General features: G+C 73.2%; 24 protein-coding genes and 3 pseudogenes. 11 read left to right on the top strand and 16 right to left on the bottom strand.

Annotated features, from left to right (window positions below):
- Positions 1–33: 33 nt before the first annotated feature.
- From QUE40_RS01695 to QUE40_RS01685, 3 genes and pseudogenes are all read left to right on the top strand, one after another.
- Positions 34–708, top strand: a complete 675-nt coding sequence (locus QUE40_RS01695; protein WP_289232137.1) for a peptidoglycan recognition protein family protein — start codon at positions 34–36, stop codon at positions 706–708.
- Between the two features lie 42 nt (positions 709–750).
- Complete coding sequence (gene disA, locus QUE40_RS01690; RefSeq protein WP_289232136.1) at positions 751–1,827, top strand: DNA integrity scanning diadenylate cyclase DisA; 1,077 nt, start codon at positions 751–753, stop codon at positions 1,825–1,827.
- Positions 1,824–2,719: pseudogene (locus QUE40_RS01685) on the top strand (HhH-GPD family protein). Before disA ends, QUE40_RS01685 begins: the two are co-directional and overlap by 4 nt.
- Here the strand turns inward: QUE40_RS01685 and QUE40_RS01680 are convergent.
- Positions 2,688–3,212: a gluconokinase gene (locus QUE40_RS01680; RefSeq protein ID WP_142004137.1), complete on the bottom strand. Its 525-nt coding sequence runs from the start codon at positions 3,210–3,212 to the stop codon at positions 2,688–2,690. The pseudogene QUE40_RS01685 and the gene QUE40_RS01680 sit on opposite strands and share 32 nt — an antisense overlap.
- 57 nt (positions 3,213–3,269) lie before the next feature.
- Between QUE40_RS01680 and QUE40_RS01675 the strand changes: the two genes are divergently transcribed.
- The 4 genes and pseudogenes from QUE40_RS01675 to QUE40_RS01660 all read left to right on the top strand — a co-directional run bounded on the left by QUE40_RS01675 (position 3,270) and on the right by QUE40_RS01660 (position 6,304).
- On the top strand, positions 3,270–4,076 hold the full coding sequence (locus QUE40_RS01675; RefSeq protein WP_142004136.1) for an ABC transporter permease: 807 nt from the start codon (positions 3,270–3,272) through the stop codon (positions 4,074–4,076).
- Positions 4,069–4,908: an ABC transporter permease gene (locus QUE40_RS01670; protein WP_289232135.1), complete on the top strand. Its 840-nt coding sequence runs from the start codon at positions 4,069–4,071 to the stop codon at positions 4,906–4,908. Before QUE40_RS01675 ends, QUE40_RS01670 begins: the two co-directional genes overlap by 8 nt.
- 131 nt (positions 4,909–5,039) lie before the next feature.
- Positions 5,040–6,022 (top strand): annotated as a pseudogene (locus QUE40_RS01665) (ABC transporter ATP-binding protein).
- 108 nt (positions 6,023–6,130) lie between these two features.
- Positions 6,131–6,304 carry a hypothetical protein gene (locus tag QUE40_RS01660; protein ID WP_289232134.1) on the top strand — a complete coding sequence of 58 codons (174 nt, stop codon included), beginning with the start codon at positions 6,131–6,133 and terminating at the stop codon, positions 6,302–6,304.
- 40 nt (positions 6,305–6,344) lie between these two features.
- Here the strand turns inward: QUE40_RS01660 and QUE40_RS18740 are convergent, their stop codons facing one another.
- The 14 genes and pseudogenes from QUE40_RS18740 to QUE40_RS01595 all read right to left on the bottom strand — a co-directional run bounded on the left by QUE40_RS18740 (position 6,345) and on the right by QUE40_RS01595 (position 19,313).
- The gene (locus QUE40_RS18740) at positions 6,345–6,437 is read right to left on the bottom strand and encodes a helix-turn-helix domain-containing protein (RefSeq protein ID WP_350227039.1); all 93 of its coding nucleotides are present in this window, start codon (positions 6,435–6,437) and stop codon (positions 6,345–6,347) included.
- Positions 6,410–8,104: a helix-turn-helix transcriptional regulator gene (locus tag QUE40_RS18735; RefSeq protein WP_350227038.1), complete on the bottom strand. Its 1,695-nt coding sequence runs from the start codon at positions 8,102–8,104 to the stop codon at positions 6,410–6,412. The genes QUE40_RS18740 and QUE40_RS18735 overlap by 28 nt, the downstream gene beginning before the upstream one ends.
- Positions 8,101–9,225, bottom strand: coding sequence for a sensor histidine kinase (locus tag QUE40_RS01650; protein WP_289232133.1), 1,125 nt, complete (start codon positions 9,223–9,225; stop codon positions 8,101–8,103). The genes QUE40_RS18735 and QUE40_RS01650 overlap by 4 nt, the downstream gene beginning before the upstream one ends.
- Before the next feature lie 241 nt (positions 9,226–9,466).
- Entirely contained in the window at positions 9,467–10,675 is a 1,209-nt protein-coding gene (locus tag QUE40_RS01645) for a glycerate kinase (RefSeq protein ID WP_289232132.1), read from the bottom strand.
- 34 nt (positions 10,676–10,709) lie between these two features.
- The gene (locus QUE40_RS01640; RefSeq protein WP_289232131.1) at positions 10,710–11,036 is read right to left on the bottom strand and encodes a hypothetical protein; all 327 of its coding nucleotides are present in this window, start codon (positions 11,034–11,036) and stop codon (positions 10,710–10,712) included.
- Entirely contained in the window at positions 11,006–11,629 is a 624-nt protein-coding gene (locus QUE40_RS01635) for an SLC13 family permease (RefSeq protein ID WP_289232130.1), read from the bottom strand. The genes QUE40_RS01640 and QUE40_RS01635 overlap by 31 nt, the downstream gene beginning before the upstream one ends.
- Complete coding sequence (locus QUE40_RS01630) at positions 11,617–12,213, bottom strand: SLC13 family permease (protein WP_289232129.1); 597 nt, start codon at positions 12,211–12,213, stop codon at positions 11,617–11,619. The genes QUE40_RS01635 and QUE40_RS01630 overlap by 13 nt, the downstream gene beginning before the upstream one ends.
- A complete protein-coding gene (locus tag QUE40_RS01625; RefSeq protein ID WP_350227122.1) occupies positions 12,210–12,770 on the bottom strand; it encodes a response regulator transcription factor in 561 nt (186 codons plus the stop codon). The genes QUE40_RS01630 and QUE40_RS01625 overlap by 4 nt, the downstream gene beginning before the upstream one ends.
- Positions 12,771–12,876: 106 nt before the next feature.
- Entirely contained in the window at positions 12,877–13,023 is a 147-nt protein-coding gene (locus QUE40_RS01620) for a hypothetical protein (protein ID WP_289232128.1), read from the bottom strand.
- Positions 13,020–14,417: a sensor histidine kinase gene (locus tag QUE40_RS01615; protein ID WP_289232127.1), complete on the bottom strand. Its 1,398-nt coding sequence runs from the start codon at positions 14,415–14,417 to the stop codon at positions 13,020–13,022. The genes QUE40_RS01620 and QUE40_RS01615 overlap by 4 nt, the downstream gene beginning before the upstream one ends.
- A complete protein-coding gene (locus QUE40_RS01610; RefSeq protein WP_289232126.1) occupies positions 14,410–14,922 on the bottom strand; it encodes a hypothetical protein in 513 nt (170 codons plus the stop codon). The genes QUE40_RS01615 and QUE40_RS01610 overlap by 8 nt, the downstream gene beginning before the upstream one ends.
- Positions 14,923–14,995: 73 nt before the next feature.
- Positions 14,996–15,526, bottom strand: coding sequence for an amino-acid N-acetyltransferase (locus QUE40_RS01605; protein ID WP_142004127.1), 531 nt, complete (start codon positions 15,524–15,526; stop codon positions 14,996–14,998).
- Positions 15,513–16,679: an LCP family protein gene (locus QUE40_RS01600; RefSeq protein WP_170206734.1), complete on the bottom strand. Its 1,167-nt coding sequence runs from the start codon at positions 16,677–16,679 to the stop codon at positions 15,513–15,515. Before QUE40_RS01600 ends, QUE40_RS01605 begins: the two co-directional genes overlap by 14 nt.
- 95 nt (positions 16,680–16,774) lie before the next feature.
- Positions 16,775–19,313 (bottom strand): annotated as a pseudogene (locus QUE40_RS01595) (ATP-dependent Clp protease ATP-binding subunit).
- Between the two features lie 282 nt (positions 19,314–19,595).
- Here QUE40_RS01595 and QUE40_RS01590 point away from each other — a divergent pair.
- Positions 19,596–20,729 carry a hypothetical protein gene (locus QUE40_RS01590; RefSeq protein ID WP_289232125.1) on the top strand — a complete coding sequence of 378 codons (1,134 nt, stop codon included), beginning with the start codon at positions 19,596–19,598 and terminating at the stop codon, positions 20,727–20,729.
- Between the two features lie 45 nt (positions 20,730–20,774).
- On the opposite strand, the gene QUE40_RS01585 is transcribed toward QUE40_RS01590, so the two are convergent.
- Positions 20,775–21,428: a TetR/AcrR family transcriptional regulator gene (locus QUE40_RS01585; RefSeq protein ID WP_289232124.1), complete on the bottom strand. Its 654-nt coding sequence runs from the start codon at positions 21,426–21,428 to the stop codon at positions 20,775–20,777.
- Between the two features lie 68 nt (positions 21,429–21,496).
- Here QUE40_RS01585 and QUE40_RS01580 point away from each other — a divergent pair, with 68 nt between their 5' ends.
- From QUE40_RS01580 to QUE40_RS01570, 3 genes are read left to right on the top strand one after another with little or no spacing between them, the layout of a single operon-like run.
- Positions 21,497–22,993 (top strand): flavin-containing monooxygenase, encoded by a 1,497-nt coding sequence (locus QUE40_RS01580; RefSeq protein WP_289232123.1) that lies wholly within the window; start codon positions 21,497–21,499, stop codon positions 22,991–22,993.
- Positions 22,947–23,552 carry an SDR family oxidoreductase gene (locus tag QUE40_RS01575; RefSeq protein ID WP_350227121.1) on the top strand — a complete coding sequence of 202 codons (606 nt, stop codon included), beginning with the start codon at positions 22,947–22,949 and terminating at the stop codon, positions 23,550–23,552. Before QUE40_RS01580 ends, QUE40_RS01575 begins: the two co-directional genes overlap by 47 nt.
- On the top strand, positions 23,549–23,848 hold the full coding sequence (locus QUE40_RS01570; RefSeq protein ID WP_289232122.1) for an SDR family oxidoreductase: 300 nt from the start codon (positions 23,549–23,551) through the stop codon (positions 23,846–23,848). Before QUE40_RS01575 ends, QUE40_RS01570 begins: the two co-directional genes overlap by 4 nt.
- Positions 23,849–23,866 lie beyond the last annotated feature (18 nt).

Here is a 23,866-nt window from a genome sequence, read left to right as displayed (position 1 = left end):
CTGGGCCCTCCCTCTGCACCAGGAGCCTCGCCCGTGCCGTCTCGCCCCGCCCGCCGCGCCGTCCTCGGCGGCGCCGCCGGGCTGCTCGGCGTGGGCCTGCTGGGCTGCTCCCGCTCCAGCGCCGAGCCGGTGCCGGGCCCGGAAGTGATCGGCACCCAGGCGTGGGGTGCGCAGGAGCCGCGCCGCCGCGCGCGGCTCGTCGGCCCGCCGCGCACGGTCCTGATCCACCACACCGCGTCGGCCAACGTGGCGGACACCAGCCGGCAGAGTGCGTACGACATCGCCCGGCAGATCCAGCGCTGGCACCTGGCCAACGGCTGGGGCGACACCGGCCAGCACTTCACGGTCAGCCGCGGCGGCTTCCTGCTGGAGGGCCGGCACGGCACCCTCGACGCGGTGCGCGCCCGCGACGGCGAGTTCCCGTTCGGCGCGCACAGCGCCAGCCAGAACCGCACGGCCCTGGGCATCGAGACCCAGGGCACCTTCACCGCGGCGCTGCCGACGAGCGCCCAGTGGGGCGCGCTGGTGAGCCTGTGCACCTGGCTGTGCCGGTCGTACGACCTCGCGGCCGACGCCATCGACGGGCACCGCGACTACGAGCAGACCGCCTGCCCCGGCGACGCGCTGTTCGCGCGGCTGCCCGACCTGCGCGACGCGGTCGACCGGGAGCTGGGCAGGACTCCCAGCCCGGCGACGACCCGTCGTTAGACTCACCGCGACCGCCTCCCCCGACCCTGGCAAGGACACTCCGTGGAGCGATCCGACGAGTGGGTGCTCAGCGAGACTCTCGCCGCTGTCGCCCCCGGCACCGAGCTGCGCGACGCGCTCGAACGCATCCTGCGCGGGCGCACCGGCGCGCTGATCGTGCTGGGGCACGACCGGGAGGTCGAGGAGATCAGCACCGGCGGGTTCCCGCTCGACATCGAGTTCTCCGCGACGCGGCTGCGCGAGCTGGCCAAGATGGACGGCGCGATCGTGCTCGACCGCGAGGCGACCCGCATCATGCGCGCGGCGACCCAGCTGGTGCCCGACCCGCACATCGAGACGCGCGAGTCCGGCACCCGCCACCGCACGGCCGAGCGGGTGGCCAAGCAGACCGGATACCCGGTGATCTCGGTGAGCCAGTCGATGCGCATCGTCGCGCTCTACGTCGGGCAGCTGCGGCACGTGCTCGAGGGCTCCAACGCGGTGCTGTCGCGCGCGGGTCAGGCGCTGCAGACGCTGGAGCGCTACAAGGCCCGGCTCAACGAGGTCACCGGCACCCTGTCCGCGCTGGAGATCGAGGACCTGGTGACCGTGCGCGACGTCGCCAACGTCATCCAGCGGCTCGAGATGGTCAGCCGGATCAACACCGAGATCACGCAGTACCTCCTTGAGCTCGGTACCGACGGCCGGCTCATGGCGCTGCAGCTGGAGGAGCTGGTCGGCGGGCTCGGCAACGACCGCGAGCTGGTGCTGCGCGACTACCTGCACGCCGCGCGCGAGCCGCTCACGCTCGAGGAGGCCATGGCGCGCATCAGCGCCCTCACCGCCACCGATCTGCTCGACCCCGCCGCCGGCGCCCGCGCGATGGGCTTCCCCGCGCAGGGCGACGCGATGGACGCCTCGGTCAGCCCGCGCGGATACCGGCTGCTGTCGAAGGTGCCGCGGCTGCCCGGCGCGATCGTCGACCGGCTCGTCGACCACTTCGACTCGCTGCAGCAGCTGCTCGCGGCCAACTTCGACGACCTCATGTCGGTCGACGGCGTCGGCGAGAGCCGGGCGCGCGCGGTGCGCGAGGGGCTGTCGCGGCTGGCCGAGACGAGCATCCTCGAGCGCTACGTGTGACCGAGCAGGCCGACGCGCTGCACCGGCGCGTGCTGGAGTGGTACGCCCGCGAGCAGCGCGACCTGCCCTGGCGCCGCCCCGACGCCTCGCCGTGGGGCGTGCTCGTCTCGGAGGTCATGCTGCAGCAGACCCCGGTCGTGCGGGTGCTGCCGGTCTGGCAGGAGTGGCTCACCCGGTGGCCGACGCCCGCCGACCTCGCGGCGGAGGCGCCCGGCGAGGCGGTGCGCGCGTGGGGACGGCTGGGATACCCGCGGCGCGCGCTGCGGCTGCACGCGGCGGCGACGGCGATCGCCGAGCGGCACGACGGCCGGGTGCCGGGCACGGTGGCTGAGCTGCGCGAGCTGCCGGGGGTCGGCGAGTACACCGCCGCCGCGGTCGCGGCGTTCGCGTTCGGCCGCCGCGTCGCGGTGGTCGACACCAACGTGCGGCGGGTCGAGGCGCGGCTCGTGACCGGGGCGCAGCACGCCGCCCCGACCCTGACCACCGCGGAGCGCCAGGTCGCGGAATCCCTTCTCCTCATTCGGACTCAGACGCAAAGGTCTGGAACGTCGCGGTCATGGAGCTGGGGGCGCTGGTGTGCACCGCCCGAGCGCCGCGCTGCTCCGACTGCCCCGTCGAGAGCAGCTGCGCGTGGGTCGCGAACGGGCGACCGGCGTACGTCGGGCCGGCGCGGCGAGGTCAGGCGTGGGCCGGGACCGACCGTCAGGTGCGCGGACGCCTGCTGCAGGTGCTGCGCGAGTCGGACGGCCCGGTGCCGCACGACCGGCTGCGCGAGGTCTGGGACGACGAGGTGCAGCGCGAGCGCTGCCTCGACGGGCTGGTCGCCGACGGGCTCGTGGAGCCGGTGGGCGAGGCGGAGTTCAGCCTTCCGCGGGCAGGTCGAGCGCGGTGAGCACCTGCTGCAGCACCTGGTCGGGGTCGCCCGAGGTCAGCACCGTCACGCCCGGCTCGTCGTCGTCGAGCGGCTCGAGGGTGTCGAGCTGGCTCTGCAGCAGCGACGCCGGCATGTAGTGCCCCTTGCGGTTCGCGACCCGCTGCTGCAGCTCCTCGATGTCGACATCGACGTGGCAGAAGCTCACCTCGGGCCGCCCCTCGCGGAGCAGGTCGCGGTAGGTGCGCTTCAGCGCCGAGCAGGTGACCACGGTCGACTCGCCCGCGGCGGTGCGCTCGCTGATCCACTCGCCGATCGTGCGCAGCCACGGCCACCGGTCCTCGTCGGTGAGCGGGTGGCCGCTGGCCATCTTGTCGCGGTTGGCCTGGCTGTGGAAGTCGTCGCCCTCGGCGAAGCGGAAGCCGGTGGCCTTGGCGACCCCCTGGGCCACGGTGGTCTTGCCGGAGCCGGAGACCCCCATGACGATGATGCTCTGCGGCGCTGCGGAATCCATCGGCCCAGCCTAGGACCCCTTGTCCGCCGGCGGGTGCGGCGGTAAGTTCCTGCGCTTGTGCCCCCGCGACCGCGCCCCTACCTCCGGCTGCTCGTCGCGGGCGTCCGGGAGGGCGCCACCTATCGCCTCGCCGCGCTCGGCGGGCTGGTCGCCAACGTCACCTTCGGGTTCCTCAAGGTCGCCATGCTGTTCGCGACCGTGCGCGCGGCCGGCGGCGAGCTGAACGGCTACGACCTCGCCACGATGAGCACCTACATCTGGCTGTCGCAGGGGCTGCTCGGCGCGATCAACCTGCACGGCCGCAGCGACCTCGCGACCCGCATCAAGGACGGCAGCGTCGCCATCGACTTCATCCGCCCGCTCGACGTGCAGGCCGCCGCGATCGTGCAGGAGGTCGGCCGCTCGCTCTGGTCGCTCGTGCCGCGCGGGATCCCGAGCGTCTTGATCGGGGCGCTCGTGGTCGGGATGGCCATGCCCGACTCGCCCGGGGCGTACGTCCTCGGCGCCGCCAGCCTGCTCGTCGGCATCACCCTCGGCGCGACCGTGGTCTACCTCGTGGCGACGACCGGCTTCTGGCTCGTCGAGACACGGGGCATCCAGGTGCTCTACATGGTCGTCTCGGGCTTCCTCGCCGGGCTGTTCGTGCCGATCGCGATCTTCCCGACGTGGCTGCAGGTGGTCGCGCAGGCCACCCCGTTCCCGTCGATGATGATGTATCCGATCGACATCCTCTCCGGCCGCGTGACCGGCCTCGCGTCGCTCGGGCTGTTCGCCGCGCAGCTGGCCTGGCTCGCCGCCGCCTGGGCCGCCGGGCACCTCACCACCCGCGCCGGGCGCCGCAAGCTGGAGGTGCAGGGTGGCTGAATCTTCCTCTCTCGCAACGGGTTCGGCGCGCAAGGTCGACCTGCGGGCCTACCGCGCGGTGCTGGCGTCGCGGATGAGGTCGCAGCGGGCGTACCGGCTGAACTTCCGCATCGACCTGCTGAGCTCGTTGCTCGTGGGGTTCATCGAGCTGGCCGAGGTGTGGGTGCTGTTCCACAGCGTCGGGACGCTCGGCGGCGTCAGCTTCACCCAGATCCTGCTGGTCTTCGGGCTGGCCGACCTGTGCTTCTCGCTCGCCGACATGGTGGTGGGCCACTGCGACAACCTGCCGACGTACGTCCGCGCCGGCACGCTCGACGTGTTCTACCTGCGGCCGCAACCGCTGCTGCTGCAGCTGATCACGAGCGACATCAGCCTGCGCCGGCTCACCCGCGCCGCCGTCGGTCTCGTCTGCCTGGTCATCGGCCTCGCCGTCAACGACATCGCCTGGTCGGTGTCGGCCGTGGCGCTGCTCGGGATCTCGCTGGTGTCGGGCATCGCGATCTTCGCCGCGATGTTCGTCTGGGCGGCGGGGGCGCAGTTCTTCCTGATCAACGGCGCGGAGATGACCAACGCGTTCGTGTACGGCGGTCGCTACGCCGCGACGCAGCCCGCCTCGGTCTGGGGCCGGCCGCTCACCGTGCTGTTCGGCTTCTTCTTCCCCATGGCCTTCACGGCCTACCTCCCGGCGCTGCACCTGCTGGGCCTCCCCGGCCCGGACCTGCTGCCGACCTGGCTCGCCTGGTTCACCCCGGTCGCGGCACTGTGGGCCTGGGCGATGGCGCTGCTCTTCTGGCGCGTGGGGGTCCGGCACTACCAAGGAGGCGGCGGATGAGCGGACCAAGCCGGTCGAGCGGATCAAGCCGGTCGAGCGATGCCCTGAGTAGCGCGAGGGACGAGCGCGTATCGAAGGGTAGCGGCGAGGAACGAGCCGCGTATCGAGACCGAGACCGAGACCGAGACCCCATCATCGAGACGCGCGACCTCACCCGCGACTTCCGCGTGCGGGACGGCTTGCGCCGCAAGCAGATTCGCGCGGTCGACGCGATGACCTTCACGGTCGGGGCGGGGTCGGCGGTGGGCTACATCGGCGCCAACGGGGCCGGCAAGTCCACGACCATCAAGATGCTCACCGGCATCCTCGTGCCGACGTCGGGCGAGGTGCGCACCTGCGGCCTGCGCCCGGTCGAGGACCGCCGCCGGCTCGCGCGCGAGGTGGGCGTGGTGTTCGGGCAGCGCTCCCAGCTGTGGTGGGACCTGCCGGTGCGCGAGTCGTTCGGGATCCTCGCCGCCATCCACGGCCTCGACGCCGCGCGCGAGCGCGCCCGCACCGACGAGCTCGTCGACCGGCTCGAGATGGGCGAGTTCCTCGCGACCCCGGTGCGCCAGCTGTCGCTCGGGCAGCGCATGCGCGCCGAGGTGGCCGCCGCGCTGCTGCACTCCCCCGCCTGGTGATCCTCGACGAGCCGACCATCGGGCTGGACGTGCTGAGCAAGCAACGACTGCGCGAGTTCCTCGTCGAGGAGCGGCGCGAGCACGGCACCACGCTGCTGCTCACGACCCACGACATGGGCGATATCGAGCGGCTCTGCGACCGGGTGCTGGTCGTCGACCACGGGCGACTGGCGTACGACGGGACGCTCCCCGGCCTGTCGGCGAAGGTGGGTGCGCAGCGCGTGCTGGTGGTCGACCTCGCCGAGCCAGGCGAGGACCTCACCGGCATCCCCGGCACGCAGCACCTGGCCAGCGAGGCGCAGGGGCTGCAGCAGCGCCTCGCCTTCGACGCCGAGCAGACGACCGCCGCCCGGGTGCTCGCCGCGGTGTCGGCGCGCGCCGACGTGCGCGACCTGTCGATCGAGGAGCCCGACATCGAGGACGTCGTGCGCCGGCTCTACTCCGGATCACCCTGGCGCGGACGGGCGACAGACACCGGGGGTCCGGCTGGGTGACACGTGTCATCGCGCTCGCGTGGTGGTCGTCACCGGATCCGACTGCGCCGGTCACGCGTTGCCGTACGACGGTGGTGGGGGCAGCTCGTCGGCGGCACGCTCGGCGGCATGGACCGCAGAATGCTGATCTTCATCGCCATCGCCGTCTCGGCCGTCTACGGCGGGGCGGTCGCGCTCGTCGAGGGCAACCGGCAGACGGTCGCCATCGCGGGCGGGATCGTGGTCGCGCTCGCCTGGCTGGTCGTCGCCCTCGCAGGTGAGCGCGACGTCGAGAACGACTAGTCGGAGACCGCCTCCGCCGCCGCTCTCGCGCAGGCCCCGGTCACAGCAGGCCGCGCTGCCGGGCCGTGCGCACCGCCTCGATGCGGCTCACCGCGTCGAGCTTGGTCATGGCGTTGGACAGGTAGTTGCGCACCGTGCCGGTGGACAGGAACAGCTCCTCGGCGATGTGGCTGGTCGACACCCCTGGTCGACGAGGCGCAGGATCTCGCGCTCGCGGTCGGTGAGCGGGTTGGGGCCGGCGCGCAGCGCGTCGGCGGCCAGCGCAGGGTCGATCACGGTGCCCCCGGCCGCCACGGACCGGATGCCGTCGATCAGCTGCCGGGCCGTCATCGACTTCACGAGATAGCCGGAGGCGCCGGCGTCGAGCGCGCGCGGCAGGTGACCGCTACCGGGCAGGGCGGTCAGCAGCATGACCTTGCACTCCGGCAGTGCCGCGGTCAGCTCGGCGCACGCCTGGATCCCGGTCTTGCCCGGCATGTCGATGTCGAGCAGGGCGACGTCGGGCCGGTGCGCCTGCGCCGCGCGCAGCACCTGGTCGCCGCGCGTCACCCGAGCCACGACCTCGATCCCCGCCTCGGCCGCCAGCAGCGCCTCGAACGCCTCCCCCACGAGGTCGACGTCCTCGGCGATCAGCAACCGCAACGGTTCAGGCATGGGCGCTCCTTCGCAGGCGGGTGTCCCGGCCATCCTCCGGCACCGGCACCGGCACCAGCACCGGCAGCGGGACCCGGGCCAGCACGCGATAGCGCCCGCCCGGAAGCGGCCCGGCCTCGAGGGTGCCGCCGAGCGGGTCCAGCTGGCTGCGCCAGCGCGCCTGGCCGCTCCCCGACCTGTCACGGGCCGGGGCCGGGCCGGCCGGGACCCCGTCGTTGGTGATGCTGAGCAGCGCCACCCCTCCTCCTGCCGCGTGACGACCGTGCACCGCGTCGGCGCCGCGTGCTTGAGCATGTTGGTGACCGCCTCGCGCAGGAGCAGTGCTAAGGCCGGCTGCACCGCGGCGTCCACGTCGTCCACCGAGAGGTTGACCGCAACCCCCAGGCGGGTGCACAGCGTCTGGGTCGAGCGCACCTCGGTCGCGAGGTCGTCCACCACCGGCTCGAACGAGAGCCGGGCCAGCTGGTCCCGCCCACGGGCGACGAGGCTCTCGACCTCGGCGAGGTGGCCCTGCACCTCCGGGTCTTCCGCGGCGACCCGGGTCCGCGCCCGCGACGCCTGCGCCGCCGTCTGCGCGAGCGTACGTCCGATGAGGGTGTTGAGCTCTCCGGCCAGCCGCCCGCGCTCGCCGTCGACCTCGGTCTGCGCCAGCTCCTCCTGGGAGCGGCGGAGCCGGCGGGTGGTGCGGACCAGCTGCTGCAGCAGGCAGACCACGAGCAGCTGCGCCACCGCGCCGAGGAGCAGCGCGGGGAGCTGCGCCGGGTCCTGCCCCGCCCACACCGCCGCGGCGGCGAGCACCCCCACCGTGACGCTCGCTGCGGCGCGGCGACCCGGCAGGGCGAGCACGAGCACGGCGACTCCCCAGCCCAGCAGATAGCTGCTCTCGCGCAGGTGCTCCCCGCCGCCCAGCGCCACGGACCCGGCCACCAGCAGCGCGCCCGCCCACGCGCCGCCGCTGCGCCACCGGTCCTGCGTCACCTCCCACGCGACGACCAGCAGCACAGCGGCCGCGACCGTCAGCTGCACGACGGCGTCGCTGCCCTCGCCGATCGCGTGCTCGCCCCACGCCAGCACCCAGACCCAGGTGAGCAGCCGGGCGCCCTCCCCGTCGGCCAGCCGGGCGCGGGCGCGACCCAGGCGCGTCACGCGGGGACCCCGGAGCGGATCGGGAGGCGGACGGTGCGGGTGGCGAGCCCTCCGGACGCGTGCTCGGTGCCGATGCTGCCGCCGGCCGCGACGACGGCACGGGCCAGCTGGCCGGCCGGGCGCGAAGCCGGCGGCTCCTCGCGCGGGACCGAGCCGTCGTTGGTCACGGTCACCACCGTGACGAAGTCGTCGCGGTCGAGCACGATGCGGCACCTGGTGGCCCGGCTGTGCCCGAGCAGGTCGGTGACGCTCTGGCGCACGACCTGCGCGACCAGGGCGGCCTGCTCGACCGGCGGCTCCCGACGTACGTCCACGGCCAGCTCGATCTGGACCCGCTCGCACAGCATCCGGCAGGTCTCCAGCTCCTCGTCCAGCCGGGTGACGACCGGCCCGGAGGTGAGCTCGCGCAGCTGCGCCTGCCCGCGGCCGATGGTGTCGTGCAGCCGCTCCAGCTCCCGGGAACCGGCCGGGTCGCGGTCGCCGAGCGCGCGCAGCGCGGCCTGGTTGCGCAGCGAAGCCGCGACGAGCGTGCGGCCCATGATGTCGTGCAGGTCGCGCCCGACCCGCTCGCGCTCGGCATCGACCCGACGGCGAGCGAGCACCTCGCGGGTCAGCCGCAGCTCGTCGAGCAGCACGGCCAGCCGGGTCGCGGTCACCAGGACGACGGTGTAGAGCAGCAGCTCGAAGAACAGGTCGGCGAAGGTGCCCATCGCCGCCAGCCGCGAGCGCGGGAACACCCAGACGAGGACGGCCAGCAGCAGGCCAGAGGACACGAGCGATCGCCGCAGGTCGCGCTGCAGCAGGGCCGCGGCCCAGGCGACGACCAGCATCGGGCTGGCCGAGCCCCACAGCAGCGGCGCGAGGCTCGTCGCCATGACGAGCGGGGCCAGCCAACGGCGCCCGAGCGCCGCACCACCACGGCTGACCGACAGCTGCAGCCGGGCGAACAGCACCGCACCGGCGCTCGCGAGCAGGGCGGTCGCGAGCCGGCCCGCGAACGGCTCGCCCTCGGCCGAGCCCAGCTGCGACCACGCGCTGCCGACGCCGAGCAGCAGCAGCGCCCAGCACAGGCCGAGCACCAGACGGGCCTCGGCCGCCTGTGCTCGCAGGACTGTGCGCATCGCGGACTCCGTTCGGCCCGGCGACGGGCCCGGCTCGGTGCCGTCATCGTAGGTGCCTGCGCGGCCGCCGCAGCCGGACTCCGCCGACTCCGGCGGCCGGCCCGGGCGTACGCCGGTGGTCAGGTCCGGAGGCCGGCCCGGGCGTACAGGGTCGATATCGACCCGAAAGTGCACGCCCGACCCCCGGATCCGTGCCACATCGGGTCGATATCGACCCCAAAATGCACGCCTCGCCCCGGCCTCACGCGGCCGAGGAGATCACCGCCCCCAGCACCACCAGGCGCAGCGCGCGCTCGGTGGCCTGGGCGACCAGGTCGCTCGCCTGCTCCACCGCCTGGGCCAGCTCCATCGGAATCGGAATGATGCCGACGACGGCGTCGATGCCGATGTCGTGCACGTCGGCCGCGCCGGTGCCGATCGAGCCGGCGAGCGCCATCACGGGCTTGCCGTGCAGCTTGGCGCGGCGGGCGACCTCGGCGGGCACCTTGCCGCGCGGGGTCTGGTAGTCCACCGCCCCCTCGGCAGTGATCACCAGGTCGGCCTGGGCGATGGCGGCGTCGATCTCGGGTGCGCCGAGGTCGTCGTGCAGGAACACCTCGAACCGCGAGCGCAGCTCGGCGCCGCAGCCGACGGCGAGCGCCGCACCGAGCCCGCCGGAGGCGCCGGTGCCCGCGCCGTGCCGCACGTCCAGCCCGCCGACGCCCCGCTCGCTCGCCGCCGCCTCGAGCACGCCCGCCCAGGTGTCGAGCGCGGCGGACAGCTGCTCGACCTGCTGCTCGGTGGCGCCCTTCTGCGGGCCGAAGACCCGGGCCACGCCGCGCGGGCCGCACAGCACGTTCGTGAGGTTGCAGCCGACGACCATCTCGACCTCGGCCAGGCGCGGGTCGAGCCCGCTGAGGTCGAGCGACGCGGCGTCGGCCAGCGCCGCTCCGCCGGGGGTGTCGATCGGCCGGCCGTCGCGGTCGAGGACGCGGGCGCCGAGGGCGACCAGCGCACCCGCCCCGCCGTCGCTGGTGCCGGAGTCGCCGCAGCCGACGACGATCCGGCGCGCGCCCTCGTCGAGCGCGGCCAGGATCAGCTCACCCACGCCGTACGTCGTCGTGCGGGTCGGGTCGCGCCGGTCCACCGGGACGTGGCGCAGCCCGGCGGCTGCTGCCATCTCGACCAGGGCCGTGGCGACGGGGGTGCGTCCGAGCATCGCGAAGTGCGACTCGACGGGCTCCCCGACGGGGCCGGTCACGCGGCGGTCGACCACGCGCCCGCCGGTGGCGGAGGCCAGCGTGCGGGCCGACCCCTCACCGCCGTCGACCACGGGGGCGGTGAACACGACGGCGCCCGGGAGCGCCCGGCGTACTCCGGCGGCGATGGCGTCGGCCACCTGCTCGGCGTCGAGGGACTCCTTGAATCCGCTCGGGGCGATGACGACGCGGTGCGGGACTCGGACGGTCATGACGGTTCCTCCGGTGTGACGGGGTGCGGGTGGGTCAGGTGAGCGGGAGGCCGAGGTGCGGCCAGACGAAGAAGGCGAAGACCAGCACCAGGGCCACGTGCAGCGGCGCGAGCCACAGCGACAGCCGGCGCAGGTCGGCGGCGGAGTAGGTCTCGACGTCCTCGATGCGGGCGAACATCGCGACCGGCTTCGCCGACGCGGGCAGGGTGTGGCAGAAGCCGGCGGCCGCGGTCGAGGCGAAGGCCACCGCGGCCACGTCGGCGCCGACGCCGGGCGCGAGCGCGACGACGATCGGCACGATCACCGCGGAGCGCGCCGAGCGCGACTGGATCAGCAGGTGCGCGGCGGTCGAGACGAGCACCACCACGACGACGAACGGGCCGGGGTGCGCACGCCGAGCACCCCGAAGAGTCCGTCGGCGAGGTAACGGGCGGCGCCGGAGTCGAGCAGCGCGTTGCCGAGCGCGAGGGTCGCGGCCATGAACAGCAGCAGCGACCACGGCACCTGGGGCAGGGCGTCCTTGAGGCGGACGACGCCGTACCGCGGGGAGGTCGCGACCAGCGCGGCGCCGAGCGCGATGATCGCCGGGTGCACGCCGTGCAGGTCCTCGGTGCACCAGAGCACGACGGTGACGGCCAGCAGCAGCGCCGCCCGCCCCTCGGCGACCGACAGCGCCCCGGTGAGCTGGCCGGGCCGCTCCTCCAGGTCGGCGACGCGCACCCGCAGCGGCACGCGACGGTCCTCGCGGCGGCTGAACAGCAGCAGCACCAGCTCGGCGGCGAGGTGTGAGCTGACCAGCGCCAGCGGCAGGCCGAGCAACAGCCAGCGGGAGAAGTCGAAGCCGGTGCCGACCGCCGACTCGACGATCATCGAGGTCACCAGGTGCGCGCCGGCGCCGATGAGCGACCCGACGGCCGAGAGCAGGATGACGGTCGGGAAGGTCAGCGCGAGCACCCGCACGAGCCGGGGTGGCTCTCGCGCAGCACGCCGCGCAGTGCCAGGAAGACCGGGAGCGCGAGGGCCGCCCGGCCCGAGGTGCTCGGCACGGCGAACGCGGTGATCACCAGCGCGGCGGTGACCAGGTGAACCAGCTGCCGCGGGCTCCCCGCCCCGCTGACGAGCCAGGCCGACGCGCGCTGCGCGAGGCCGGACGCGGTCACCGCCACCGCGATGACGCACGCGGCGACCAGCAGCCAGACGACGTCGTCGCCGAGCGTGGCGAAGAACCGCTCGGTCGGCATGACCCCGAGCAGCACCAGCGCGGTGCCCGCGCCGAGCGCGACATACGTGTCGTCGACGGGGGTGAACGCCCACGCCACGACCGCGACGGCGAAGATCACCAGCGTCGCGCGGCCGTCGGTGGTGAGGTCGCCGGGGCCGCTGCCGACCGGCAGGGTCAGCAGCCGCAGCACGAGCAGCGCCAGCGCCACCCCGCCGACGACCAGGCGCGGCCGCAGCCACGAGGGGCGCCCGGGGCCCGGTTCCGGCGCGGCGGGCGCCGGCTCGGGTCGGGTGCGGTGCAGGACGGGCGCGCTCACGGCTGCGCCCGCAGCCGATACCCCGCGCCGCGCACGGTCTCGATGCGCTCCGGCCCGATCTTGCGCCGCAGCGCCCGCACGAACACGTCGACGACGTTGGAGGCGGGGTCGACGTGGGCCTCCCAGACCTGGCCGAGCAGCTGCTCGCGCGAGAGCACCTGGTCGGGGTGGCGCAGGAAGACCTCGAGCAGCGCGAACTCGCGCGCGGTGAGGTCGGTCGCGACCCCGTCGACCAGCACCCGCCGCGAGCGCAGGTCCAGGCTCATGCCGGCGGCCTCGACCACGAGGCGGTTGCCCGGCTCGGACTCGACCGGCTGCAGCCGTAGCCGGATCCGCGCGAGCAGCTCGGCGAACTGGAACGGCTTGGCCATGTAGTCGTCGGCGCCGCCCTCGAGGCTCGCGACGGTGTCCTGCACGGTGTCGCGGGCGGTCAGCACGATCACCGGCACCCGGCTGCCCTCGTCGCGCAGCCGCTGCAGCACCTCGCCGCCGTCGAGCTCGGGCAGCCCGAGGTCGAGCAGCACCAGGTCGAACGAGCCGGAGCGGGCCAGCAGCAGGGCCGTACGTCCGCTGTCGACGGCGGTGGTCAGGTATCCGGCGGCGCGCAGCCCTTCTCCAGGAAGGTGACGATGCGCTGCTCGTCCTCGGCGATCAGGATGTGGGTCATCGGTGCGCCTCCGCGGGCTCGCGGTCGTCGTCGATCTCCTCGAACAGCTCCAGCTCGTCCGCGTCGCGCGTCGCGGGCACCTCGCCGACCGGCAGCAGCAGCCCGAACGTCGACCCGGCGCCGGGGCGGCTCTCCAGGGTCACCGAGCCGCGGTGCCCTCGGCGATGGCGCGCACGATCGCGAGGCCGAGCCCGGCGCCGGCGCGCGAGCGCGCACCGGAGGCGGACTGGCCCGCGCCGCGGGCGAACCGGTCGAAGATCAGCTCGGCGTCCTCGGCGGCCACCCCCGGCCCGTCGTCGCGCACCGTGATGGCGACCGCGTCCCCGAGCTCGGGGTCGCGCACGAAGCGCGAGGCCAGCTCGATCAGGTCGCCGTCGCCGGTGTGCTCGACCGCGTTCTGGGCGAGCTGCAGCACGGCCTGGGTGACCCGCTGCGCGTCGACGACCGCGGGGCCGTCGGCGACCTCGGCGAGGGTCCACCGGCGCGGCCCGAGGGCCTGCATCTTCGCGTCGATGTCGAGGGTGAGCTCGGCCATGTCGACCGGCTCGGCGAGGTGGATGAAGTCGGGCCGCTCGGCCTTGGCGAGCGCGAGCAGGTCGCTCACGATCCGGCTCATCCGGCTCAGCTCGTTGAGCACGAGGGTGGTCGTGGCCGCGCGCTCGGCCGGGTCGTCGCTCATCGTCTCCAGGTGCCCGCGGATGATCGTGATGGGCGTGCGCAGCTCGTGCGCGGCGTCGTCGACGAACCGCTGCTCGGCGGCGAACGCCGCCTCGAGCCGGTCCAGCATCCCGTTGAACGTCACGGCCAGCTCGGCGATGTCGTCGTTGCCCTGCACGGGGATGCGGCGGGTGAGGTCGCGCTCGGTGATCTCGGCCGCGGCCCGGCGCACCGACCGCACCGGGCGCAGGATCTGCCCCGCGGCGAGCCAGGCGATCGCGGCCGCCAGCAGCAGCGCCCCCGCGGCCACGCCGACCATCAGGCGCACCGTGCTGTCGACCTCCTGCAGGTGGTGCCGCTCGAAGGCCAGCACCAGGAAGACGCCGCGCTCCCCACCGAGCGTGACCTCGTCGCGCACGAACCGCGCGTCGCCCCCGCGGGTCTCGACGATCCCGCTGCGCGGGCCGGTGAGCAGCCGGCCGAACTCGCTCGAGCCGGGCTCGAGACCGGCCTCGGCGAGGCTCGGCGTGCGTACGCCCTCCACGGTCAGCGCCTGCTGGCGCGCCGGGACATATCCCACGAGCATCTCGCCCTCGGCAGCGCGCTGCCGGCGCAGCATCACCTCGAACATCGACGACACGTCGGTGAACGGCCTTGCCGTCTCGGGGTTTCGGCCCTCGCCGGCGAACGTGCGGAACTCCTGGTTCTCCTGCACGACATCGGCGTTGAGGTTGCGGCCGACCTCGGCGATCATCGCGCTGCGCACGGTGACGATCAGCGCGGTCATGGCGATGACCAGCGCCAGCATGAGCCACGCGACGATGCGCCACCGGGCGGTGACCCGGCTGCCCTGCCGGGCCGCCTGCGCCGGCTCAGTCATCGTCCCCGCCGTCGTCGTCGTCGTCATCGTCGTCGGGCGCGTCGTCGCGGTCGTCGTCGCCCGCCGGCGGCCGCGGCGCAACCGTGTGCGTGCTGACCGATCCGCCGGGGTCGCGCACCGTGGGCCGTGCGGGCGCGGGGGTCTGGCGCGGCGGGCGGGACGTCTCGCTCGGGCGCGGCCCCGGGCGTGGCGAGGCGCCGGTCGGGGTCGACGTGCTGCCCGGTCGCCCGGCGGGCGAGGACGTCGCGGACGGTGCGGACGTGGACGGTGCCGGCGCGCCGGACGAGCTCGACGGCGGGGTCGAGGACGGGCTCGGGGTCGGGCTGGGCGCGGGCGTGCTCGGGGTCGGGCTGGGCGCGGGCGTGCTCGGGGCAGGCAGGCGCACGGGCGCGGCGGGCGGCGGCTCGGGCGGTCCGGGGCGGCTCGCGAGGGCCTGGCTGGCCAGCGCCAGCAGCACCGGCACCATCAGGCAGGCGCCGAGCAGGGCGAGTCGTCGCAGCATCACGGGCACGAGTGTGCAGGAGCGGGATGAGGCGACGATGAAGCGGCGATGAGGGAATCTTCATCTGCCGCGGGAGCTACAGCTGCAACAGCATTCGGGTGTTGCCGAGGGTGTTGGGCTTGATCCGGTCGAGGTCGAGGAACTCCGCCACGCCCTCGTCGTACGACTGCAGCAGCTCGGCGTAGACGTCCGGCGCGACGACCTGGCCCTCGATCTCGCGGAAGCCGTGCGCGGCGAAGAATCCGACCTCGAAGGTCAGGCAGAACAGCCGCGACACCCCGAGCTCGCGGGCGTCGTCGACGAGGGTGCGCAGCAGCAGCGTGCCGACGCCGCGACCCTTGACGGTCGGGTCGACCGCGACGGTGCGGATCTCGGCGACGTCGTCCCACATGACGTGCACCGCGCCGCACCCGACGAGCCGCCCGTCGATCTCGACGACCCGGAACTCCTGCACCGACTCGTAGTAGGCCACGGCCGGCTTCGGCACGATCGCCCGCTCGGCGACATAGGGCGCGACCAGCTCGCGGATGGGGCGGATGTCGCCGGCCCGGGCGCGCCGGACCGCCGGCGAGGCCGGGCCGGCGACCGGCCCGTCAGAGGTTGCCATCGGCGAACCTCTCGAACGTCTGCTTCGCCTCCGGCGACAGCCGCACCACCGACGCGCCACCGATGGTGGCCGGCGAGCCCGACGCCACCTCGCGCCCGACCCGGCTGGGGTTGACGGCGTAGGCCGAGCCCACGAACGTCAGCACCTGCTCGGGGGTGAGGCTGGTCTTCACGTGCGGGTCGATCGTGCTGAGGATCTTCGGCAGCTCGGTGACCCCCTTGGTGCGCAGCTGGGTGAGGCCCGCCATGAGCAGCAGCCCCTGGTTGCTCGAACGGTCGAAGTCGCCGCGCGGCAACGACTTTCGCTCGCGCGCGAGGAACAGCGCCTGCTTGCCGTCGAGCGTCTGCTCCCCGGCCTCGAGGTCACCGACCGGTCGCGGCAGCGTGATCGGGATGCCGCCGAGCGCCTGCACCGCACGCTGGAAGCCGACGAAGTCGGTCAGCATCCAGCCCTTGATCGGCAGGTCGGTCGCGTCGGCGAGCGTCTGGCGCATCGCGGCCGGGCCGCCCCTGGGCATCGCGCCGTTGACCTTGCCCGACCCGCCCGTCGACAGCGGCAGATACGAGTCGCGCGGGATCCCGAGGATGCCGCCGCCCCCGCGGCCGTCGAGCCCGACCAGCTGGATGGTGTCGGCGCGGCTCCGCTCGATCGACTGGCCCTGGCGCGCGTCCGACCCGAGCACCAGCACGTGCTGCCTGCCACCGAGGTAGGGCCCCGGCAGGTCCTTCGAGGGCCACCAGCCGCCGACGATCCGCCACGCGCTGCCGTCGCGCACGACCAGGGTCGCGTCGTCGCCGCTGGCCACGACACCGATCCGGGTGCCCTTCCAGGTGCCGGTCGTCCCGGTCGGTCCGGCGACCTCGGCGTCGGGCACGGTGGACCGACCCAGCCGCTTCGCGACCCCGGCGTCGAAGGCGCCGGCCTGACCGGCGTACGTCGGTGGGGTCGTGGCCGCCGGCGCGGCGGAGCTGCTCGTGGCGCCCGCGCCGTCGCTGCCGCCCCGGTCGCCGCCGGCGCTGCTGGAGCTGCCGGATCCGGTTGCGTCGTCTGCGGATCCGGCGTCGGACGTGCACCCCGCCAGCAGCAACCCACCGCACACGGCTGCGGCGATCGCGGCGCGGAGGGTTCGGTCACGGCGGTTCGGTGGCTGCACGCGCCCACCGTATCCGCGCCGGGCCGAGGGCCGTCGGATGTGCGAGCGGCCCCGCCCCTCGAGAGGGGACGGGGCCGCACGGCGTACGTCGTAGGTCAGTCGGTGCTGCCGTCGCCACCGGCGCCGGCCGACTCGGCCTCGGCGGCCAGCGAGTCGGGGGCCTCGGCGCGCGGCTCGCCCTTGAAGGAGAACTTCGCCTCCTTGCCCTCGCCCTCGACGTCGACCAGCACGATCTCGCCCGCGCCGATCTCGCCGTAGAGGATCTTCTCGGACAGCGCGTCCTCGATCTCGCGCTGGATGGTGCGGCGCAGCGGCCGGGCACCCAGGGCGGGGTCGTAACCACGCTTGGCGAGCAGGTCCTTGGACGCCTGCGTCAGCTCGATCGCCATGTCCTTGTCCTTCAGCCGCTCGTCGAGGCGAGCGATCATCAGGTCGACGATCTGGACGATCTCCTGCGGCGTGAGCTGCGGGAAGACGATGGTGTCGTCGACCCGGTTGAGGAACTCCGGCCGGAAGTGCTGCTTCAGCTCGTCGTTGACCTTGGCCTTCATCCGGTCGTAGTCGGTGCCGGTGTCGGCACCACCGGTGAAGCCGAGCGAGACGCCCTTGGCGATGTCGCGCGTGCCCAGGTTGGTGGTCATGATGATGATGGTGTTCTTGAAGTCGACCACCCGGCCCTGGCTGTCGGTCAGGCGACCGTCCTCCAGGATCTGCAGCAGCGAGTTGAAGATGTCGGCGTGCGCCTTCTCGACCTCGTCGAACAGCACCACCGAGAACGGCTTGCGGCGCACCTTCTCGGTGAGCTGACCGCCCTCGTCGTAGCCGACGTACCCGGGGTGAGCCGAACAGCCGCGACACGGTGTGCTTCTCGGCGAACTCGCTCATGTCGAGGGTGATGAGGCTGTCCTCGTCACCGAACATGAACTCCGCGAGCGCCTTGGCCAGCTCGGTCTTTCCGACACCGGTGGGGCCGGCGAAGATGAACGAGCCACCGGGGCGGCGCGGGTCCTTCAGACCGGCGCGGGTGCGGCGGATGGCCTGGCTGAGCGCCTTGATCGCGTCGTCGTTGCCGACGATGCGCTTGTGCAGCTCCTCCTCCATGCGCAGCAGTCGCGAGGACTCCTCCTCGGTCAGCTTGAACACGGGGATGCCGGTGGAGGCGGCCAGGACCTCGGCGACGAGCTCCTCGTCGACCTCGGCCACGACGTCGATGTCGCCGGCCTTCCACTCCTTCTCGCGGGAGGCCTTCTCGTCGATCAGCTTCTTCTCGTCGTCGCGCAGCGACGCGGCCTTCTCGAAGTCCTGCCCGTCGATCGCCGACTCCTTCTCGCGCCGCACGTGCGCGATCTTCTCGTCGAACTCGCGCAGGTCCGGCGGAGCCGTCATCCGGCGGATGCGCAGTCGCGCGCCCGCCTCGTCGATGAGGTCGATCGCCTTGTCGGGCAGGTGCCGGTCGTTGATGTAGCGGTCGGACATGTTGACCGCGCCGACCAGCGCCGCGTCGGTGATCGTGACCCGGTGGTGCGCCTCGTAGCGGTCGCGCAGCCCCTTGAGGATCTCGATGGCGTGCGGGATCGTCGGCTCGGCCACCTGGATCGGCTGGAAGCGCCGCTCGAGGGCGGCGTCCTTCTCGATGTGCTTGCGGTACTCGTCGAGGGTCGTCGCACCGATCGTCTGCAGCTCGCCCCGCGCCAGCATCGGCTTGAGGATCGAGGCGGCGTCGATGGCGCCCTCGGCGGCACCGGCGCCGACCAGGGTGTGGATCTCGTCGATGAACAGGATGATGTCGCCGCGGGTGCGGATCTCCTTGAGCACCTTCTTGAGGCGCTCCTCGAAGTCACCGCGGTAACGGCTGCCGGCCACCAGCGACCCGAGGTCGAGGGTGTACAGCTGCTTGTCCTTGAGCGTCTCGGGCACGTCGCCGCGCACGATGTCGGCCGCGAGGCCCTCGACGACGGCCGTCTTGCCGACGCCGGGCTCACCGATGAGCACCGGGTTGTTCTTGGTGCGCCGGCTCAGCACCTGCATCACGCGCTCGATCTCCTTCTCGCGCATGATGACCGGGTCGAGCTTGCCCTCGCGGGCGGCCTGGGTCAGGTTGCGGCCGAACTGGTCGAGCACGAGCGACCCCGCCGGGGTGCCCTCCTGCTGGGTGCTCTGGCCGCCGACGCCGGCACCGGCCGGCTCCTTGCCCTGGTATCCGGCGAGCAGCTGGATGACCTGCTGCCGCACGCTGGACAGGTCGGCGCCCAGCTTCACCAGCACCTGGGCGGCCACGCCCTCACCCTCGCGGATCAGGCCGAGCAGGATGTGCTCGGTGCCGATGTAGCTGTGGCCCAGCTGCAGGCCCTCGCGCAGCGACAGCTCGAGCACCTTCTTGGCGCGCGGCGTGAACGGGATGTGCTGCCCGGGCTGGGTCTGCTGACCCTGGCCGATGATCTCCTGGACCTGCTCGCGCACGGACTCCAGCGAGATGCCGAGGCTCTCGAGCGCCTTCGCGGCCACGCCCTCACCCTCGTGGATCAGCCCGAGCAGGATGTGCTCGGTGCCGATGTAGTTGTGGTTGAGCATGCGCGCCTCTTCCTGGGCGAGCACCACCACTCGCCGGGCGCGGTCTGTGAACCGTTCGAACATGTTCTTCTCCTCGTGTGCCGAGTCCCGCGGGGCCGGTCACCCCGATGCTATTGCGTCGGGATGAGAACGACAGGAGGCTCCCCACCCGCGGGACGGCGGTCTCGACGCGCACAACGCCACGGGTGCCGAGACTGTTCCGTCGCGGCGGGCTCGGTCCAGGAGTTTCGCCGAGGGCGAACAACACCCGCAGATCCGGCGTTCTGGACCACCCGGGTGGAGGGGGACTCCGCCCTACGATGAGCGTGCACCCCCTCCTCCCGTCCCAGCACCAGGAGCTGCCGCATGCCCCAGACGCTGCGACTTCGCGCCCTCGAGGCCGAGGTCGACGTCATCTGTCCCGACGAGCTGCTGGCGACGGTGCGCGCGCAGTGGTCGCACTGCCTGGTCACCCAGCCCCTCGGGGAGGCGGCGGAGACGATCGACCTGGCACCGGCGTACGTCGGGGAGGGTGAGGAGGCACGTCACCGGGTGGAGTACGCGCTGGCCTCGCAGGTGACGTACGCCGGCATCCGGCAGCAGATGGGACGGCGGGTGATGCTGCACGCGGCCGGCGTGGTCGACGCGGCCACGCAGAGCCTCGCGATCCTGGTGGCCGAGTCGGGCACCGGCAAGACGACCGCGGCGCTGAACCTGTGCGGCGACGGCATGTCCTACCTCACCGACGAGACGGTCGCGCTCGACGACCGGCACCGCGCGCTGGCCTATCCCAAGCCGTTGTCGTTCGTCGTCCACTCCGGCAGCGCGCACGCCAAGCAGCAGCACGGGCCCGACGAGCTGGGCCTCACGGTGGCCGACGACGACGCGACCGCCCGGCTGCTGGTGCTGCTCGACCGCGACCCCACCCACGTGGGCCCGCCGGTGCTCGAGGACGTGCCGCTCGTCGAGGGGCTGCTGTCGCTGGTCCCGCAGACCTCCGCCCTGCCCACCCTGGAGCACCCGCTCAGCGCCCTGGCCTCGCTGGCGGTGGCGACCGGCGGGGTGCGCAGGCTGCGCTACCGCGAGGTCACCGAGGCGATCCCGCTGCTCGAGCAGGCCCTCGCCGACAGCACACCGCTGCCGGTCGCCCCCGTCGTCCACCGACCGGCCGGCCCGCCGCCCGATCCCTACCAGCAGCACGACCCGCACCGTCCGGCGCCGCAGGTTCCGGCCGACGGGATGCTCGTGCGCGGGCCCTTCACCGAGGCGCTGGAGGACGACGACGAGCTCGTCGTGCTGATGGGGGCGGTGCCGGTGCACCTGCGCGGGCCGGGCGCCGTGCTGTGGCTCGGCACCGAGGAGCCGCAGCAGCTGGCCACCCTGGTCAAGGAGTGCGTGCGGGTGTTCGGCGACCCCGGCGACGCCGATTCCCTGGTGCGCGACGTCGCGACCCAGCTGATGACGTACGGCCTGCTCGAGGCGGCCAACCCGCTCGCCTGAGCGGCGAATGCCCTTGGTGCGCTCGTGACTCGGGCGCCGGTTGAGTTACAGCTGCGGCGGCGAGAGATAGATCGCGGCGAGCCAGATGTCGACCAGGACGTCGAGCGCCTGCTCGCGCGTCAGGGCCGGCTCGGTGCCGGCCAGCACGCCGTAGATCACCCGCTCGTTCATCGCGTTGAGGGCGATCGCGAGCTCGCGGGCCGGGCGACCGGCGGGTGCCGCGCCCCGCGCCCGCTCTGACTCGATGCCGGCCGCGGTGTTGTCGACCCACAGGGCGGTGGCGCGGTCCCACACCTGGCGCACCCGCTCGTTGCGGAACCGCGCGTCGGCGCAGGCCAGGGCCACGCCGCGCTGCGCCGCGAAGGTGTCGAGGTAGACCCCGAGCGCATCGCGCCAGCCCTCGCGCACCGCGTCGGCCGACGGCGTGAGGCCGGCGATCGCGGTCTCGCTGCGCTGCACCAGCCGGTCCAGCAGCGCCAGCAGCACGTCGTCCTTGGAGGCGAAGTAGAAGTAGAACGTCGGCCGCGAGATGCCCGCGCCGCTGGCCAGGTCGTCGATCGAGATGTCGGCGAAAGCGACTGTCTCCAAAAGTTTCTCGGCCGTCGCGAGGATCGCGGCCTCACGGTCGTCGCCGCTCGCGCGGGCGCCGCGACGGCCCCGGGCGGACCGGGTGCGGGCAGCGGCGGACGAGGTGGCCATGCGGCAGAAACTATCAGTTCTCGACACACTGTTGATTTAGTCGACAGGGTGTCGATACCGTCGACGGCATGACCAGCAACGAGCACCTCGACGTCGTCGTCGTGGGCGCCGGCCTCTCGGGCATCGGGGCTGCGGCCAGGCTGCGCAGCAAGCACCCCGAGCTGTCCCTGGCGATCCTCGAGCGCCGCACGGACCTCGGCGGCACCTGGGACCTGTTCCGCTACCCCGGTGTGCGCTCCGACTCGGACATGTACACGCTGGGCTACCGCTTCCGCCCGTGGACCGACACCCGCTCGCTGGCCGACGGCGGCTCGATCAAGAGCTACATCGCCGACACCGCGCGGGAGTACGCCATCGACCGGCTCATCCGCTTCGAGCAGCGGGTCGTCGACGCCGACTGGTCGAACGAGGACCAGCACTGGACCCTGCGCCTCGAGACGGCCGACGGGGAGCAGACCATCACCTGCGGCTTCCTCTACATGTGCACCGGCTACTACGACTACGACGCGGGCTACACGCCCGAGCTCGCCGGCATCGAGGACTTCCAGGGCCAGGTCGTGCACCCGCAGCACTGGCCCGAGGGGCTCGACGTCAGCGGCAAGAAGGTCGTGGTCGTCGGCAGCGGCGCCACCGCCGTCACCCTCGTGCCCGAGCTGGCCAAGGACGCCGGGCTGGTGACGATGCTGCAGCGCTCACCGACGTACGTCGCGGCCGTGCCCCGCATCGACCCGATCGGCAAGGCGCTGGAGGGCGCCCCGTCGTGGCTGAGCTATCCGGTGCTGCGCTGGAAGAACGTCGCGATGGGCGTCGGCATCTACCAGTTCAGCCGGCGCCGGCCGCAGCGCATGCGCGAGCTGCTGGGCAAGGGCGTCGCCCGGTTCTTCACCGACAGCGACTTCGACCACCGCACCCACTTCTCACCGACGTACGACCCGTGGGACCAGCGGCTGTGCGCCGTCCCGAGCGGCGACCTGTTCAAGGCCATCCGGTCCGGGCGGGCCGACGTGGTCACCGACCGCATCTCGCGCTTCGACGAGACGGGCATCGTGCTGGAGTCGGGCGACCACCTCGACGCCGACGTCGTCGTCACCGCCACCGGGCTGAACCTGCAGCTGCTCGGCGGCGCGGTGCTCAAGGTCGACGGTCGCGAGCTCGACCTCGCGAAGCACTACGTCTACAAGGGCATGGCGCTGAACGACGTGCCCAACTTCGTGCTCACCATCGGTTACACCAACGCGTCGTGGACGCTGAAGGCCGACCTGGTGGCCGACTACGTCGCCCGCCTGCTCGGGCACCTGCGCCGCAACGGCTATGCCGCGTTCGTGCCCGAGCTGCCCGCCGGCGCCGACGAGCTGCCGTCCGACCCGCTGATCGACCTGCAGTCGGGATACGTCCGGCGCAGCGCCCACCTGATGCCGCGGCAGGGCGCCGACTGGCCCTGGAAGCTGCGGCAGAACTACCCGGTCGACCTGGTCAAGCTGCGCCACGGCCCGCTGACCGACGGCGTCCGGTTCGTCCCTGCGAAGTCCACGAGTTCGACCGAGCGAGAGCAGGTTCCAGCATGAGCAGCACCGACGGCGCCACCCTCCCCTGCGCGACAAGGTCGTCGTCATCACCGGCGCCGGCTCCGGCATCGGCCGGGCGCTCGCCCTGCGCGCGGCCCGTGACGGCGCCCGGCTCGCGCTGAGCGACGTCGACGGCGAGGGGCTCGCCGAGACCGCCCGCCAGGCCGAGCTGTCCGGCGCCGCAGCGGTGCTCACCGACAAGGTCGACGTGGCCGACCGGGCCGCGATGGCCGGTTACGCCACCGCCGTGGCCGAGCACTACGGCGTCGTCGACGTGGTGGTCAACAACGCCGGCGTCTCCCTCACCGGCCAGTTCCAGAAGCTGACCTACGACGACTTCGACTGGATCATGGGCATCAACTTCTGGGGCGTCGTGCACGGCAGCAAGGAGTTCCTGCCGCACCTCAAGGCCTCCGGCGACGGTCACCTGGTCAACATCTCCAGCCTGTTCGGACTGCTCAGCATGCCCGGCCAATCCGCTTACAACGCAGCGAAGTACGCCGTCCGCGGCTTCTCCGAGTCGCTGCGCGAGGAACTGCTCATCGAGGGCGCCCCGTGACGCTCACGGTCGTGCACCCGGGCGGCATCAAGACCGCGATCGCCCGCAACGCGCGCTACGCCGAGGGCGAGGACGGTGCGCGCACCGCCCGGCTGTTCGACAAGAAGCTCGCCCGGACCACGCCGGAGAAGGCCGCCGAGGTGATCTTCGACGGCATGCTCGCGGGCAAGGCCCGGGTGCTCGTCGGCGGGGACGCCCACCTGCTGCACACGGTGGCCAAGGTCCTCGGCTCGCGCTACCAGGACCTCGTCGCCAAGCGGTACGACTCCCTCGCCCAGCCCAAGCCGGTCGAGTAGCCAAAGCTGGTCGAGCAG

The organism is Barrientosiimonas endolithica (assembly GCF_030296655.1).
GTDB classification, from domain to species: domain Bacteria; phylum Actinomycetota; class Actinomycetes; order Actinomycetales; family Dermatophilaceae; genus Barrientosiimonas; species Barrientosiimonas humi.
This window is presented reverse-complemented; position numbering and strand designations above follow the sequence as displayed.

Bases quoted from the DNA above. Each gene is read 5' to 3' on its own strand.
- QUE40_RS01680 (WP_142004137.1), bottom strand. From the start codon at position 3,212: ATGGATTCCGCAGCGCCGCAGAGCATCATCGTCATGGGGGTCTCCGGC.
- QUE40_RS01660 (WP_289232134.1), top strand. From the start codon at position 6,131: ATGGACCGCAGAATGCTGATCTTCATCGCCATCGCCGTCTCGGCCGTC.
- QUE40_RS01650 (WP_289232133.1), bottom strand. From the start codon at position 9,225: ATGCGCACAGTCCTGCGAGCACAGGCGGCCGAGGCCCGTCTGGTGCTC.
- QUE40_RS01645 (WP_289232132.1), bottom strand. From the start codon at position 10,675: ATGACCGTCCGAGTCCCGCACCGCGTCGTCATCGCCCCGAGCGGATTC.
- QUE40_RS01615 (WP_289232127.1), bottom strand. From the start codon at position 14,417: ATGACTGAGCCGGCGCAGGCGGCCCGGCAGGGCAGCCGGGTCACCGCC.
- QUE40_RS01605 (WP_142004127.1), bottom strand. From the start codon at position 15,526: ATGGCAACCTCTGACGGGCCGGTCGCCGGCCCGGCCTCGCCGGCGGTC.
- QUE40_RS01590 (WP_289232125.1), top strand. From the start codon at position 19,596: ATGCCCCAGACGCTGCGACTTCGCGCCCTCGAGGCCGAGGTCGACGTC.
- QUE40_RS01585 (WP_289232124.1), bottom strand. From the start codon at position 21,428: ATGGCCACCTCGTCCGCCGCTGCCCGCACCCGGTCCGCCCGGGGCCGT.
- QUE40_RS01580 (WP_289232123.1), top strand. From the start codon at position 21,497: ATGACCAGCAACGAGCACCTCGACGTCGTCGTCGTGGGCGCCGGCCTC.